We start from the raw sequence: 14121 nt of genomic DNA, 5'->3' as shown, positions 1-14121 counted from the left end.
CGGACATCCCGCCCCGCGCCGCGCGAACGGGCGCACGAACGGGAGGTGGCGGGCGGGGGCGGTGTGGGGGGTCGATCAAAAATTGCAGAGACTTCTCTGCAAAGAGGTCTATGCAGAGACTTCTCTGCAACCTACTCTGGACCCATGACCGAGCACCGCCCCGAAGACCCGTCCGCCGACCGCGCCCCCCGCCCCGCCGACGCACCGCGCCGCAGGCTGGACGCGGGTTCGCTGCGCGGGCTCGCCCACCCGTTGCGGATGCGACTGCTGGACGAGCTGCGGCTGAACGGCCCCGCGACCTCCGCCCGGCTGTCCGAGCGCACCGGCGAGTCCACCGGCACCGTCAGCTGGCACCTGCGCCACCTCGCCGCGCACGGCTTCATCGAGGAGGAGTCCGGCCGCGGCACCAAGCGGGAACGCTGGTGGCGCGCCGCCCGCGGCGCCCTGGTGCTGGCCGCCACCGACTTCGACCAGGACCCTTCCGCCCAGGCCGCGGTCTCGGTGTACCTGGCCGAGAACCTGCGCCGGCAGTACCAGCGGGTCGCCGACTCACTGGCCGCCGACTGGGAGGGCGAGTGGCACGGCGCCGGCTCCGTCACCGACTGGAACGACCTGCGGCTGACCCCCGCCCAACTCCAGTCCCTCATCGACGAGTTGGCTGCCGTGGTCGCCCGGCACACCCCCGCCCCGGACGTCGCCCCCGACCCGGCGGCACGGCCGGTCGTCGTCCAGATCCAGGCACTGCCCCGAAAGGAGGCCGACCGGCCATGACCACGAACACCACCGGCGACCGCCCCGCCGCCGCGCCCGGGCCCGACGCCGGAGCCGCGGCCGGGTCGGCGCTCGACGCCTCGGCCGTGCCCGCGCCCGCGCCCGCCGGACTCCTGCGGCGGCACCGCGACTTCCGGAGGCTGTGGATCGGCGAGACCGCCAACAAGTACGGCTCCGCGGTCACCGGGCTGGCCCTGCCGCTGGTCGCGGTCAGCACCCTGCACGCGAGCACCCTCCAGGTCGGGCTGCTCAGCGCCGCGGGCTGGCTGCCCTGGCTGCTGATCGGGCTGCCCGCCGGAGTGTGGGTGGACCGGCTGCGCTGCCGCCCGATCATGCTCGTCTCGACCGTCGTCTCGCTGCTGCTGTACGCCACCGTCCCGCTGGCCGCGCTCGCCGGGACGCTGACACTGGGGCACCTGCTGACCGTCGCGCTGCTCGCCGGGGCCGCCGGGGTGTTCTTCCAGACCGCCTACACCGCGTACCTGCCGCAGCTGCTCGAACCCGCCGACCAGGCCGAGGGCAACGCCAAACTGCACGGCAGCGCCTCGGCGGCGGGCATCGCCGGACTGGGCAGCGGCGGCCTGATCGCGCAGCTGGCCGGACCGGTCAACGGGCTGCTGGCCAACACCGCGACGTTCCTGCTCTCGCTCTGGTGCACCGCCCGGATCGGCCACCGCGAACCCGACTGCGGCGATCGGCCCCGGCGGGCGCTGGGCCGGGAGATCGGCGAGGGCCTGCGCCTGCTCGCCTCCGACGTCTGGTTCCGCACCTTCGCGCTGTTCGGCGCGGCCTCCAACCTGGTCCTGTCGGGCTACCAGGCGCTGCTGGTGGTCTTCCTGATCCGCGAGGTCGGCGTCAGCGAGGGCACCGTCGGCCTGCTGGTCGCGCTCGCCTCCACCGGCGGCATCGTCGGCGCGGCCGTCGCCCGTCGGCTCGTCGCCCGGCTCGGCAGCTCGCGGGCGATGCTGGTGCTGGAGTTCGCCCTGCCCGCGCTGACCGTCCTCATCCCGCTGACCGGCCGCGGCGCCGGGCTGGCCTGGTACCTGATCGGCGGGTTCGGCGCCACCTGCGGCGTCGTCGCCGGGAACGTCATCAAGGCGACCTTCCAGCAGCGCTACTGCCCGCCGGAACTGCTCGGCCGGCTCTCCGCCAGCAGCGCGGTGCTCAACTTCGGCTCCATCCCGCTGGGCTCGCTGCTGGCCGGCGTGCTCGGCACCCAGCTCGGCGTGCGGCCCGCGATGTGGCTGATGACCGCCGGGGTGCCGCTGGCCGCGCTGATCCTCTGGTGCTCGCCGATGCGCCGCGTCCGCGACCTGCCCACCGAGCGCCGCGCGCCGGTCGGCGGGAGCGGGAGCGGGAGTGGGAATGGGATGACGCCGGTGCCTCCGGTGGCACCGCGGGCCGGGCAGGTGCGGAAGGACCGGAGGGCCGCAGGCGCAGCGGAGGTTCCTGCGCCGGGTGGCGCCGCGGGCGGCGCGGCGTGCGCGCTCGACGCGGGCTGAGGGTGACGGGCCGCAGGTGACCGGCCGGGGGCGACGGGCCCGGGCGGTGGGCCGGTGGCGGTGAGGTGGTGGCGGTGAGGCAGTGGCGGTGGGGCTCAGCCGACCAGGAGGAGGGGGCGGCTGACGCAGGACTGGTAGCGCTCCAGGACCAGCCGGGCCAGGGCCGGGTGGTCGCCGAGCGGAGCTGAGGTCAGGGCGCCGCTGGCCGCGGCGGCCAGGCGGGCGAAGTCTCCCGGTGCGGTGAAGTAGGAGGCGACGGCGACCCGCGGGTGGCCCTCGGCGGTGAGTTCGGCGACGCGGGCGGCCACGCTGGGGCCGCCCGCCGCCACGTACCCGGGCCGGACGGTGACGCCCAGGTGGTCCGCGAGCAGCCCGGCCTGGGTCTCGGTGTCCCGGGCGGCGTCCTGGTCGCGGGAGCCGGAGGCGGCGAGGACCACGGGCTCCCCGCGCCATCCGGCCGACGCGAGGCGGTCGGCCAGGGCCGCGGTGAGCAGCGGGTCCGGTCCGAGCGGCGGGGCGCACTCCCCCGCCAGGTGCGGTGCGGCGGACAGCACCCGGGGGATGTCCGTCTTGCTGTGGTAGCCGCGGCTGAGCAGCAGTGGCACCAGGACCACCCGGCCGCTCAGCTCGTCCAGCACCTCGGGCAGCAGCGGGTCGTTCAGGCCGAGGTGGCCGAGCCGGATGTCCAGCTCCGGGCGGGCCCGTCGCAGCCGGGCGTGCAGCCGGCCGAGTTCGGCGGACGCGGCCGGGTCGTGCGAGCCGTGCGCCACCAGCACCAGGGCCGGGCGGCGGGCCGCGTGCAGCACCCGCAGCGGGGCGGTGCGGCCGGAGAGTGGAGTGGTGGTCATACCACCAGCTTGCCGGACCCCTGTTTCGGTCCGGTTGCCCACCTGTCACGGGTGCTTTCCCCCGCTCTCACCCGGCCGCTCCGCGCGGGTGAGAGCGGCCCGGCCGCCGTCCGCCGGTGGCCGTGGGCCCGCCCGGATCAGCGCCCCGAACGGGACTCGGCGGCCCGGGCCCCGGGCGCTCCGGGCCGCCGGAGGGCGGCAACAGGCGGTCGGCAGGCGGCAGGCGGCGACGGTGCGGCAGGGGCCGCGCCCGGTCACCGGCCGTCGTCGCCCGGTTCACCCGCTGCGGCAGGTGCGCCGGTCCCGACGGAGGGGCGGGCCGCTTCGCCGTACTCCTGGAGGAGCATCAGCGCCTCCCGGTGGGCCAGCGGGTCGCCCGCCTCGGCGGCCCGGCGGTACCACTCCGCGGCGTGCTGCGGCCGGCGGCGTTCGGCGAGCATCCGGGCCGCCGCGAGCAGGGCGTCCCGGTCGCCCCCGTCCGCCGCCCGCCCGTACCAGGCGAGCGCGTCGTCGACCCGGCCCCGGCTCTCCAGCATCTCGGCGGCCTCCCGGACGGCCGGGCGGTCGCCGCCGTCGGCGAGCCGCTGCACCCAGGCGACGGCCCGGTCGCCGCAGGTCGCGCCGGACAACATCCGGGCCGCCTCGCGCAGCCGCTCCGGCTCCGGGCGGTCGGTGGAGCGCAGCAGCAGGCTCGCCTCGAAGAACCGGCCGGCCTCCTTGAGCAGTTCCACCGCCTCGTCCAGCGTTGCCGGGCCGGGCCGGACGGCGGGGACGTCCACCGGGACGTCGCCGGGCGTGCCCGGTCCGGACGGGCTCGCGGCGCGGGCGGCCGGTGCCCGGGGCGGGGCCGGGTCGACGGGTGCCTGCGGCTGCCGCAGCTCGAACCGTCCGAGGCCGGGCGCGAGCGGGGCCGCGGCGGTGGGGACGGGCAGGACGGGGCGGCCGCCCGCCGCGAGCGCGGACCGGTACCAGTCGGCGGACTCCCGGAGGCGGCCCAGTTCGCCCAGCAGCCGGGCGAGTTCGCGCATCGCGTAGACGTCGCCGCGGGCGGCGGCGCGTTCGTACCAGCGGACGGCGCGGGTGCGGTCGCCGTGCCGCTCCAGCAGGTCGGCGCCCTGGAAGAGGGCGGTCTCGCTGCCCGCCTCGGCCGCCTTCCGGTACCAGTCGAGCGCGCCGTCCGGGTCGCCGGCCCGTTCGCACCGCTCGGCGCGTTCGCGCAGCGCCTGCGGGTCGCCGATGTGCGCGTACCAGGGGAGGTTGCCGTACTGGCCGTGCCGGGCGAGCAGGGCCGCGGCCTCGTGCCAGGCGGTCTCGTCGCCGGACGCCGCCGCGCGCTCGTACCAGGCGGCGGCTTCGTCGATCCGGCCGGCGGCCTCCAGCGTGCGGGCCGCCTCGTGCGCGCCGGCGGCCGTTCCCAGGGCCCAGGCGCGTTCCCACCAGGCGACCGCCTGGTCGATCCGGTCGGCGGCGGCGCAGAGCCTGGCGCCGTCGGCGGCCGCCTCGGGGTGCCCGTCGGCCGCCGCCCGTTCGAACCACTCCAACGCCTCGTCGGTGCGGCCGAGTTCGGCGAGCAGGCGGCCGGCCCGGTGGCGGGCGGTGGGGTGGCCGGCCCGGGCGGCCGCCTCGAACCGGTGCAGCGCCGGTGCGATCTCGCCGTGCCGGCCGAGCAGTTCGGCGCCGCGGCAGTGGGCGTCGACGTCCCCGTGCTGGGCGGCCCGGTCGTACCAGTCGACGGCCTGGGCGAACCGGCCGTCCCGCTCCAGCAGTTCCGCCGCCCGGACGGCGGCCTCCGGCACTCCCCGGTCGGCGGCGGCGCCGTACCAGTCGGCCGCTTCGGCGGTGCGGCCCGCCTCGGCGAGCAGGGCGGCGCCGATCGAGAGCGCGGTCGGGTCCCCCGATTCGGCGGCCGAGGCGCAGAGGCCGACCGCGATCCGGGTGAGGCCCCGGGTCGCCGCCGAGCGCGCGAGGGCGGACCGGTCGGCGGGGTGTGCGTACCTGGCCAGGCCCTCCCACAGTCCGGCCGGAACGGTGCGCCCCTCCCGTTCGGGCCGCAGCTGCCGCACCAGGGCCTCGGCGATCCGCACCTCGTGGCCGCCCGCCGTCCGGAGCGCCTCCGCCGCGCGGGCCGCCGCGGCGCCGTACGGTGCCCGACCGGCGGCGGGTCGACCGTCCCCGGTGCGGCTGCCCGCGGTGCGGCTGCCCGCGGCCCGGCCGGTGGTCAGCAGCGCGCCCGCCCCGGGGACCGCCTTGCGCAGGTAGGCCAGCCCGTCGGCCACCCAGCCGGGGCGCAGGGCGCTGAGCTCTCGGGACGTCAGGTAGTGCGGGGCGGACGCGGCCAGCAGCGCAGCCGGGAGGACCGGACGGTGGCCGAGGCGCACCGCGTCCAGCGCCGCGTCGACGACGGCCCGGGCGGCGGGCGGAGCCGAGCGGTAGCGGTTCACCAACCGCGCCCCGGCCGGTACGGGGCCGCTACTCACGGCCAGGCGGGCGCCGCCGACCGTGACGGCCGCCGTGGACCGGACGCGGCGGCCCGCGCCCTCGGCGCCCCGGACGGTCACCGACCGCCGGACGGCCGGGCACGACGCGCCGACGGCCGGCTCGGGCGGCTGGCGGTCGTTCCGCTGCCGGGGGAGCCGGGCGTGGCGGCGGTCGGCCTCCAGTAGGGCGGACCAGTGGCGGACCGACCGCACCGGCCGACCCGCGGCACGGGCCAACTCCCCGGCCACCGCGGCGAGTCGATCCGCCTCGCGGGGCACCGAACGCCCGGACAGCCAGCCGCGCAGGGTGGAGGGGCTGATCCCGGCGATGCGGGCGAGCCGTTCCTGGGTGATCGTCCGGCCGCCGGTCCGGCGGGCCTCGTCCCAGAGCGGCAGGAGTTCGCGCAGCACCGCGGAGCGGGTCGCCCGGCCCCTCACCTGCACGTCTGTTGTCATGCCAGCTCCCGGCCGGACTCGGACCGGATCTTCGAACCCGTTCCCCTGCGTGCAGGGTACGCACTCCCCCACCCCCTCGTGCCGACTTCTCCCCGAATCACGTTCCGGATCGGCGGTCCCGCCCCGCGCGGGCCCGCCGCCTGGTAAAGGGCAACCGGCCGGGCCTGGTGCCGGGCCGGGCCGGGACCGGGCGCTCTCACAGTCGGCGCCCGGTGCCGCTGAGGCCGAAGTTCCGGCCGTGAAACAGCGCGGCCCCGGTCGGGAAACACCCTCCGCACATGCTCGGTGGCACGACAGCGACCGGGCTCCGGGCCACCGGCGGCCCGCCCGGTCGGGGCCTCCGGCGGGACCGGAGGCGTGCCGCGCCCCGGACCGACGGCGGTCCGGTCGGCGCCCGGTCGGCCCGCCAGCTCCGGCCCCCACCGTCCGGAGCGCGACCTCGGAGGGACTTCCCGATGACCACCACCAAGCCCACACTGCTCCTGGTCGGCTACGGCATGGTCGGCCACCGCTTCCTGGAAGCCCTGGCCGACACCGGGGCGGCCGCCCGCTACCGGGTCGTCGTCCTCGCCGAGGAGCCCCGGCCCGCCTACGACCGGGTCGGCCTGACCTCGTACTTCTCCGGCCGGAGCGCGGACGACCTGCTGCTCGCCGAGGAGGGCTTCACCGATCGGCACGGGTTCGAGGTGCACCTCTCCTCCCCCGCCGTCTCACTCGACCCGGCGGCCCGGACCGTCACCACGGCCGCCGGGCGCACCCTCCCGTACGACACCCTGGTGCTGGCCACCGGCTCCTACCCCTTCGTCCCCCCGGTGGACGGCCGGGACGCCGAGGGGTGCTTCGTCTACCGCACCATCGAGGACCTGCAGGCGATCGAGTCCTACGCGGCCGGGGCCCGGGTCGGCGCGGTGGTCGGCGGCGGCCTGCTCGGGCTGGAGGCCGCCGGTGCGCTGCGGGGCCTCAGCCTGGAGACCCACGTGGTGGAGTTCGCGCCGCGCCTGATGCCCGTCCAGGTCGACGAGGCGGGCGGCGCTGCGCTGCGCCGGACCATCGAGTCGATGGGCGTGGTGGTGCACACCGGCATCGGCACCAAGGCGATCACCGTCGCCGGGGGGCGCGCGGTCGGCATGTCCTTCACCGACGACTCCGAGCTGGCGACCGACCTGGTGGTGTTCTCCGCCGGTGTCCGCCCCCGCGACCAGCTGGCCCGCGAGGCCGGGCTGACGGTCGGTGAGCGCGGCGGCATCGCGATCGACGAGCACTGCCGCACCTCCGACCCGCACGTCTTCGCGATCGGCGAGTGCGCCCTCGCGGTGGACGGCCGGGTGTACGGCCTGGTCGCCCCCGGCTACGAGATGGCCGTCGCGGTGGCCCGGCAGCTCGCCGAGCAGGCCCCGCAGCCGTTCACCGGCGCGGACCTCTCCACCAAGCTCAAGCTGCTCGGCGTCGACGTGGCCAGCTTCGGCGACGCCTTCGGCCGCACGCCCGGCTCGCTCGACGTGGTCTACTCCGACTCCCGCTCCGGCGTCTACAAGAAGCTGGTGGTGACCGGTGAGGGGGCGCTGCTCGGCGGCATCCTGGTCGGTGACGCCTCGGCCTACGCCACGCTCCGCCCGCTGGCGGGTACCGGGCGGCCGCTGCCCGTCCCCGCCGAGTCGCTGGTGCTGCCGGCCGGCGCGGACACCGCGGTCTCGCTGGGCGGCTCCGCGCTGCCCGACGACGCGGTGGTCTGCAGCTGCAACAACGTCACCAAGGGCACGGTCCGGGCGGCCGTCACGGACCACCGGTGCGCCACCGTCCCCGAGGTGAAGAAGTGCACCCGGGCGGGCACCAACTGCGGCTCCTGCGTGAAGCTGCTCGGCACGATCGTCGCGGACGAGCTGGCGGCGAGCGGCGTCGAGGTCGACCGGGGCCTGTGCCCGTGCTTCGCCCACACCCGTGCCGAGCTCTACGAGATCGTCCGGGTCAAGCGGATCGCCACGCACCGCCGGCTGCTCGCCGAGCACGGCCGGGTGCCGGAGGGCGCGGAGGGCTGCGAGGTCTGCAAGCCGACGGTGGCCTCGGTCATCGCCTCGCTGGCACCGGAGCTGGAGGCCTCCGGGCACATCCTGGACGGCGAGCAGGGCGCTCTGCAGGACACCAACGACCACTTCCTGGCGAACCTGCAGAAGAACGGCTCCTACTCGGTGGTGCCGCGCATCCCCGGCGGCGAGATCACCCCCGACAGGCTGATCGTGATCGGCGAGGTGGCCAAGGAGTTCGGCCTCTACACGAAGATCACCGGCGGTCAGCGGATCGACCTGTTCGGCGCCAGCGTGGACCAGCTGCCGATGATCTGGAGCCGGCTGGTCGCGGCGGGCTTCGAATCCGGCCACGCGTACGGGAAGTCGCTGCGCACCGTGAAGTCCTGCGTCGGCTCCACCTGGTGCCGCTACGGCGTGCAGGACTCGGTCGCCATGGCGATCCGGCTGGAGCTGCGCTACCGGGGGCTGCGCTCGCCGCACAAGCTCAAGTCCGCGGTCTCCGGCTGCGCCCGCGAGTGCGCGGAGGCCCGCGGCAAGGACTTCGGCGTCATCGCCACCACCAACGGCTGGAACCTGTACGTCGGCGGCAACGGCGGTGCCACGCCCCGGCACGCCGACCTGCTCGCCCAGGACCTGGACGACGAGCAGCTGGTCCGCCTGATCGACCGGTTCCTGATGTTCTACATCCGCACCGCCGACCGGCTGGAGCGCACCTCCACCTGGCTGGAGCGGATCGAGGGCGGCCTGGAGCACGTCCGCGAGGTGGTGGTCGAGGACTCGCTGGGCATCGCCGACGAGCTGGAGGCGCTGATGGCCCGGCACATCGGCGACTACCAGGACGAGTGGGCGGCGACCCTGGCCGACCCCGACCGGATGCGCCGGTTCGTCTCCTTCGTCAACGCCCCCGGGGTGCCCGACCCGAGCATCCGGTTCGTCCCCGAGCGCGACCAGGTCAAGCCCGACCTGGCGCTGCTGGCCACCGAGGAGCAGCTGCTCGCCGGCCTTGACCGCGACCGCGCCCCGTTCCCGTCCGCCCGCATCCTGGAGGAAGCCCGATGACCGCCACCGCCTCTGCCACCCGGGTCGAACTGCGCTCCGCCGCGGGCTGGTCGCCGGTCTGCGACCGGGACCTGCTGGTCCCCGGCCGCGGCGTCGCCGTCCTGCTGCCGGACGGCCGCCAGGCCGCCGTGTTCCGCGACGGCAGCGACCGCCTATATGCCGTCGACAACCGCGACCCGTTCACCGGCGCGTACGTCCTCTCCCGGGGCCTGCTGGGCTCCACCGCGGACGGCCGGGTCTACGTGGCCTCGCCGCTGCTCAAGCAGCGCTTCGACCTGCTGACCGGGGAGTGCCTGGACGACGAGGGCGTCCGGATCGCCGTCCACGCCGTCCGCTCCGCCTGACCCGGCGGCGCGCACCCGGCCGGCGGGCCGCCCCGGCCGCCGCCGCACTGCCCGGCCGGCCTCTTCCGGACCGGACCGGCCCCTTCCGGCCGGCCCCGGCGCCAGCCGTCCCGCCGACGGGGGCCGGGGTCAGTGCTGCTACCGGAGCGCCGCCAGGACGGCGGCGGCCATGCCCTGCTGCCCCTGGGCGTTCGGGTGGATCGGTGCCAGGCCCCGGTCGGCGGCGAGGGGCTCGATCCAGCGGCTGCCCGCGGCCTCGCACATGTCGTGGCCGGCGGAGGAGGCGTAGGTGTCGACGAAGCCCACCCCGGCGGCCTCGGCCCGCTGCCGGAGCATGCCGTTCAACTGCTGCTCCTGCTCGGTGACGAAGCCGAGGTCGGCGCCCGCGATGCCACTGCCCAGGGTCTCGGCGCAGCGGGCCGGGTCCTGCGGCAGCAGGGCCGGGTACCCGACGAGCAGCACCTCGGCCTGCGGGGCCCGCTGCTTGATCTCGCCGAGGGCCGCGGTGAGCCGCTCGCCGGTGGCGGTCATCTTCCGCTGGACCTCGCCCCGCCCGGCGCCGGTCGTGTAGTACGCCCGGCATGGCGCGGCGTCGCCCTGCCCGGTCAGGCCGTGCCGGACGTTCTCGACCGCGCAGCGGCCCAGGACGTCGAGGAAGCCGGCGTCGTTGCCGCCGATCCCGAGCGTGACCAGCCGGGTGGCCGTGCTGAGCGCGTCCAGTTGCGGCGGGTTGGTGCCGTCGTCGGTCCGCTGGGCGGCCGTCAGGTCTCCGGTGCGGGCTCCGCTGCAGCTGACGTCGGTGAAGTCCGCGAGGCCGAGCTGCCGGGCCACCAGCGAGGGGTAGTTGGCGCCCGAGCGGCCGCAGCCCTGCGGGGATCCCCCCTGGGGCGGGACCCGCAGGCCGGAGGTGTAGGAGTCCCCGAGGGCCGCGTACGGCCCGGTGACCGGGGTGGCGGAGGGGGTGGGGGACGAGGAGGCCAGGGCCGCGGGGGTCGGCGAGGCCCGGTCGGGCCCGGGGGCCGGGAGGGCCGCCCCGGCACCGCACCCGGCCGTGCCGAGCAGGACGGCACCGATCAGGGCAGCGCGGACCGGGGCCGCCGTGGCGGCCGTCCTCCGGCGGCGCACCTACTCGGCGCCGCGCTCGTGCTCGGCCAGGAACTCCTCGAACCTCCGGCCGAGTTCGTCCGCCGAGGGGAGGTCGCTGGCCTCGGCGAGCAGGCTATCCCGGCCGACGGCGCCGGAGACCGCGTCGTACTGGCCCTCCATGCCCTGGATCGCCGAGCGCAGTTCGCCGTCGCCCTGGGAGAGCTGGTCCTCGATCTCGGCGTAGACCTCGTTGACCCGGGCGCGCAGCTCGCTGCCGGGCAGGACCAGGCCGGTGGCGGACTGGACGGCCTCCAGGATCGTCACCGCAGCGGCCGGGTAGGTCGAGCGGGCGATGTAGTGCGGGACGTGGGCCGCGAGGCCCAGCACGTCGTGTCCGGCCTGGGTGAGCCGGTACTCGACCAGCGCCTGGGCGCTGCCGGGCACCTGGGCCTGGTCGAACCACTTGGGGTGGCCGGCCGCCAGGTCGACCCGGTTGCCGTGCGGGGTGAGGCCGACCGGGCGGGTGTGCGGGACGCCCATCGGGATGCCGTGGAAGGAGAGGGCGAGCCGGATCTCGAACCGCTCCACCAGGTCGCCGACGGCGGCTGCGAACAGCTCCCACTCGGTGTCCGGCTCGGGGCCGGAGAGCACCAGGAAGGGCGCGCCCACCGAGTCCCGCGCCAGCTGGAGCAGGATCTCCGGCGGGTCGTAGTCCGTCCAGCTCTCGCGGTCGAAGGTCATCGCGGGGCGGCGGGCCCGGTAGTCGACCAGCCGGTCGTGGTCGAACCTGGCCACCACCTGTGGGGATCCCTGCTCCAGCAGGTGCGCCACGACCTGGCCGCCCGCCTCGCCGGCGTCCATGAAGCCCTCGAAGTGGTACAGCAGCACCAGGCCGGTACCGGCCTCCGCGGCGGCGCGGGCCGCGGCCAGGGCCGTCACGCCCTGCGGCTCCAGCTCGTACAGCTCCTTGGGATCACGCACGGCGCATCCATCCCCGTTCCGTCTCGTCGTCTCGGAATGCTTTCGGACCTGATCTGTCCAGCGTGCGACGGCCCGTCGGCATTCCCGCCCTCGCACGAGTCTTCACGCCGTCTCTCGAATCCTCTCACCTCCCGGCAAAGCGCCTGGTCGCGGGCGTGGCACGCGGTCCGTCCGGCGGCACGGCGGGACGTCCCGGCGTGCCGGGAGGAGCCGTGCGCCCCTGTGGGCGCGCCGCGAGGTGACGCACCGCCTCCGGGCAGGTATCGTCCTCTCGCTGCCTCGCATCGTCGCGTCGTCGCGCCACGCCGTCTGTCACGTCGTGGGCCACGCCCCGGTCCGTTGCGCTGCCAGCCCTCCCATGCGCACCTTGCCTTCACTTGGCCGCCTGCTTCGCTTCGTGATCTCGTTTCTCTCTCGGCCATCTCGCGGACGCACACTGTCCCGTCGCTCATCCCGCCGGATCGGTCCGTCGACCCGTGTCCGTACCGGCACCGCGCTGCCCGCCTCCGGGCTGCCGTCCCGCCGCACGCCCGAGCCTCTGGCGTAGCGCCCCCGGGCGGCCGCTCTCCGGGGCCGGGGCGATACGCCCACAGCCCTCGCGCCGCGAACCCGGCACGCGGGCCCCGACGACCGCCGAAGGACCGAAGGATCCGTGCCCGTACCCGTCACCCTCTACGGCCGCACCGTGCGGCTGGAGCCCCTCGCCGAGCACCACGCCGCGGCCCTCGCCGCGGCCGGCTCCGAGGACCGTACGACCTACGCCTTCACTCCCGTCCCGCACGGCCTGGAAGCCGCCCGGGAGTACATCGCGCGCGCCCTCGCCGATCGGGCAGCGGGCCGGTCGATGCCATTCGCCACGGTGAGCACCGCGGACAACCGGGTCGTGGGCTCGACCCGGTTCCTGGAACTCGACTACTGGCAGGGCCCGCTGGTCTGGCCGCCCGCCCCGGGCGTCCCGCACGGCGACCCGCTGGAGGCGGTGCCGGACGCCGCGGAGATCGGGAACACCTGGCTGTCCCCGCGGGCTCAGGGCACCGGCATCAACACGGAGGCGAAGCTGCTGATGCTGCGACACGCCTTCGAGGTGTGGCGGGTGCAGCGGATCTCGCTGCGGGCCGATGCCCGCAACGCCCGTTCCCGGATCGCCATCGAACGGCTGGGCGCGACCTCCGAGGGCGTCCGCCGGGCGCACTCGCGCGGTCTGGACGGGGTGGTCCGGTCCACCGCCTTCTACTCGATCCTGGACGAGGAGTGGCCCGCCGTCCGGGACATCATCGAGCTGCGGATCGCCGCCGCGACCTCGCCCAGCGCGCCGGACCCGGCGCCGCTCAACCAGGAGTGCCTTAGACACGGCGGCTCTCTGATGCCGGCCGCCTGAGCCGACCGGACGGGCCCGGAGCGATCCGGGGCGGAGAGGTCCGGTGCTGGGAGGTCCGGTGCTGGGAGGTCCGGGGCGGAGAGATCCGGTGCTGGGGGGTCCGGGGCGGAGAGATCCGGGGCGGGACGGACGTCGCGGTGTCGGCGATGCCGCACGGCCAATCCGGCCGTCCCGGCCGCCGGGTCTCCCCTGCGGGGTTTCTCGGCACTCTGTCGAGTTGTCAAGGAGCGGGACAGCACGGGCTTCGGCCCACCTCCGTTCCTGGGGTCTGATCCTGCTGACACTCCGCAGGCCCGTCCCGCCCTCCGCCCCGGCTCAGCCCTCGGCCCCGCCCGGGCCGGAGCCGGGCTCGGGCCCTGGCCCGGCCGCGGAACCGGCCGCCTCCGCGGCGGCGGCCATGCGCTGCAGCCCCGCCAGGTGCGCCGCCAGCGCGGCGCGGCCCGGCGAGGTCGCGGAGAGCCAGGTGCGGGGCCGCTTGCCGACGTAGCCCTTGCGGGCCCGCAGGTAGCCGACCGTCTCCAGGCTCGCCGCGGTCTTGCTGAGCACCGAGTCCGAGACCTGGCAGTAGTCCCGGACGACGGAGAACTCGGCTTCCTGGCATCCGCTGAGGAAGGCCAGGACGGTGAGCCTGGTGGGCTGGTGGAGTATCGGGTCGAGTCCGTTCACCGCTCGCTGCTCATGCTCTGCTCCTTGACCTCTCGATTGGCCATCGTGATGACACCCCAGACGGCCAGGCCGCCGACCACGCCCGCGGCGGCCATGGCCCAGCCCTGGTCGCCGGTGGCCACCCAGGTGACGAGCCAGGCCAACACCGCGGCCAGGATCGTCAGGCCGAGCGCCCACAGGACGTTCGGCGGGATCTTCACCTTCTCCAGCCGCGCGGCGACGCCGCTGGAGCGCATGGCCACCCGCACTATCGCCGCCAGCACCGCCGCCAGGCCGGCCGCGCACAGCGGTATCAGCCAGTGCGCCTGCCGCTGGAAGCTCTGCCCGATCGCCGCGCAGTAGACCGCGAGGGAGGCGCCCACCCCGGGGCCGTACCACCAGGGCATCGGTACGGGCCGCCGGGCGGCGGCCCGCGCGCGCTCGGCGAGCGCCAGTGCCTCCGCGGGCGTGAGCCTCTCGGACTGCTCGTGCGCGTGCTGCTTGTCGTCAACCATCGGATCCCCCGAGCGGACATGCCGTCGGATCCGGC

The 14121-nt window shown here is 76.2% G+C and carries 11 protein-coding genes; 5 read left to right on the top strand and 6 right to left on the bottom strand.

All coding sequences use genetic code 11. The features are described 5' to 3' along the window. Positions 1–144 precede the first annotated feature (144 nt). Together K353_RS11645 and K353_RS11640 are read left to right on the top strand one after the other, a co-directional pair. On the top strand, positions 145–771 hold the full coding sequence (locus tag K353_RS11645; protein ID WP_111553509.1) for a helix-turn-helix domain-containing protein: 627 nt from the start codon (positions 145–147) through the stop codon (positions 769–771). After that, positions 768–2273: an MFS transporter gene (locus tag K353_RS11640; RefSeq protein ID WP_233533515.1), complete on the top strand. Its 1506-nt coding sequence runs from the start codon at positions 768–770 to the stop codon at positions 2271–2273. The genes K353_RS11645 and K353_RS11640 overlap by 4 nt, the downstream gene beginning before the upstream one ends. Before the next feature lie 95 nt (positions 2274–2368). Here the strand turns inward: K353_RS11640 and K353_RS11635 are convergent, their stop codons facing one another. Together K353_RS11635 and K353_RS11630 are read right to left on the bottom strand one after the other, a co-directional pair. Continuing rightward, complete coding sequence (locus tag K353_RS11635; protein ID WP_111553508.1) at positions 2369–3121, bottom strand: sirohydrochlorin chelatase; 753 nt, start codon at positions 3119–3121, stop codon at positions 2369–2371. 254 nt (positions 3122–3375) lie between these two features. Next, positions 3376–6054, bottom strand: a complete 2679-nt coding sequence (locus K353_RS11630) for an SEL1-like repeat protein (protein ID WP_146616448.1) — start codon at positions 6052–6054, stop codon at positions 3376–3378. A gap of 455 nt (positions 6055–6509) precedes the next feature. Between K353_RS11630 and nirB the strand changes: the two genes are divergently transcribed. Both nirB and nirD read left to right on the top strand, forming a co-directional pair. Then, positions 6510–9137 carry a nitrite reductase large subunit NirB gene (gene nirB / locus K353_RS11625; RefSeq protein ID WP_111553506.1) on the top strand — a complete coding sequence of 876 codons (2628 nt, stop codon included), beginning with the start codon at positions 6510–6512 and terminating at the stop codon, positions 9135–9137. Then, positions 9134–9481 (top strand): nitrite reductase small subunit NirD, encoded by a 348-nt coding sequence (nirD, locus tag K353_RS11620; RefSeq protein WP_111553505.1) that lies wholly within the window; start codon positions 9134–9136, stop codon positions 9479–9481. Before nirB ends, nirD begins: the two co-directional genes overlap by 4 nt. A gap of 138 nt (positions 9482–9619) precedes the next feature. Here the strand turns inward: nirD and K353_RS11615 are convergent, their stop codons facing one another. Together K353_RS11615 and K353_RS11610 are read right to left on the bottom strand one after the other, a co-directional pair. After that, positions 9620–10606 (bottom strand): SGNH/GDSL hydrolase family protein, encoded by a 987-nt coding sequence (locus K353_RS11615; RefSeq protein ID WP_111553504.1) that lies wholly within the window; start codon positions 10604–10606, stop codon positions 9620–9622. Further along, positions 10607–11548 (bottom strand): PAC2 family protein, encoded by a 942-nt coding sequence (locus K353_RS11610; RefSeq protein ID WP_111553503.1) that lies wholly within the window; start codon positions 11546–11548, stop codon positions 10607–10609. Positions 11549–12200: 652 nt separating this feature from the next. Between K353_RS11610 and K353_RS11605 the strand changes: the two genes are divergently transcribed. Further along, a complete protein-coding gene (locus K353_RS11605; RefSeq protein ID WP_111553502.1) occupies positions 12201–12926 on the top strand; it encodes a GNAT family N-acetyltransferase in 726 nt (241 codons plus the stop codon). Between the two features lie 315 nt (positions 12927–13241). On the opposite strand, the gene K353_RS11600 is transcribed toward K353_RS11605, so the two are convergent. Together K353_RS11600 and K353_RS11595 are read right to left on the bottom strand one after the other, a co-directional pair. After that, positions 13242–13592 (bottom strand): transcriptional regulator, encoded by a 351-nt coding sequence (locus K353_RS11600; RefSeq protein ID WP_111553501.1) that lies wholly within the window; start codon positions 13590–13592, stop codon positions 13242–13244. Next, on the bottom strand, positions 13589–14086 hold the full coding sequence (locus tag K353_RS11595) for a hypothetical protein (protein ID WP_111553500.1): 498 nt from the start codon (positions 14084–14086) through the stop codon (positions 13589–13591). Before K353_RS11595 ends, K353_RS11600 begins: the two co-directional genes overlap by 4 nt. Between the last annotated feature and the right edge of the window lie 35 nt (positions 14087–14121).

Source organism: Kitasatospora sp. SolWspMP-SS2h (assembly GCF_003259315.1).
In the GTDB taxonomy this organism is placed as follows: Bacteria; Actinomycetota; Actinomycetes; order Streptomycetales; family Streptomycetaceae; genus Kitasatospora; species Kitasatospora fiedleri.
This window is presented reverse-complemented; position numbering and strand designations above follow the sequence as displayed.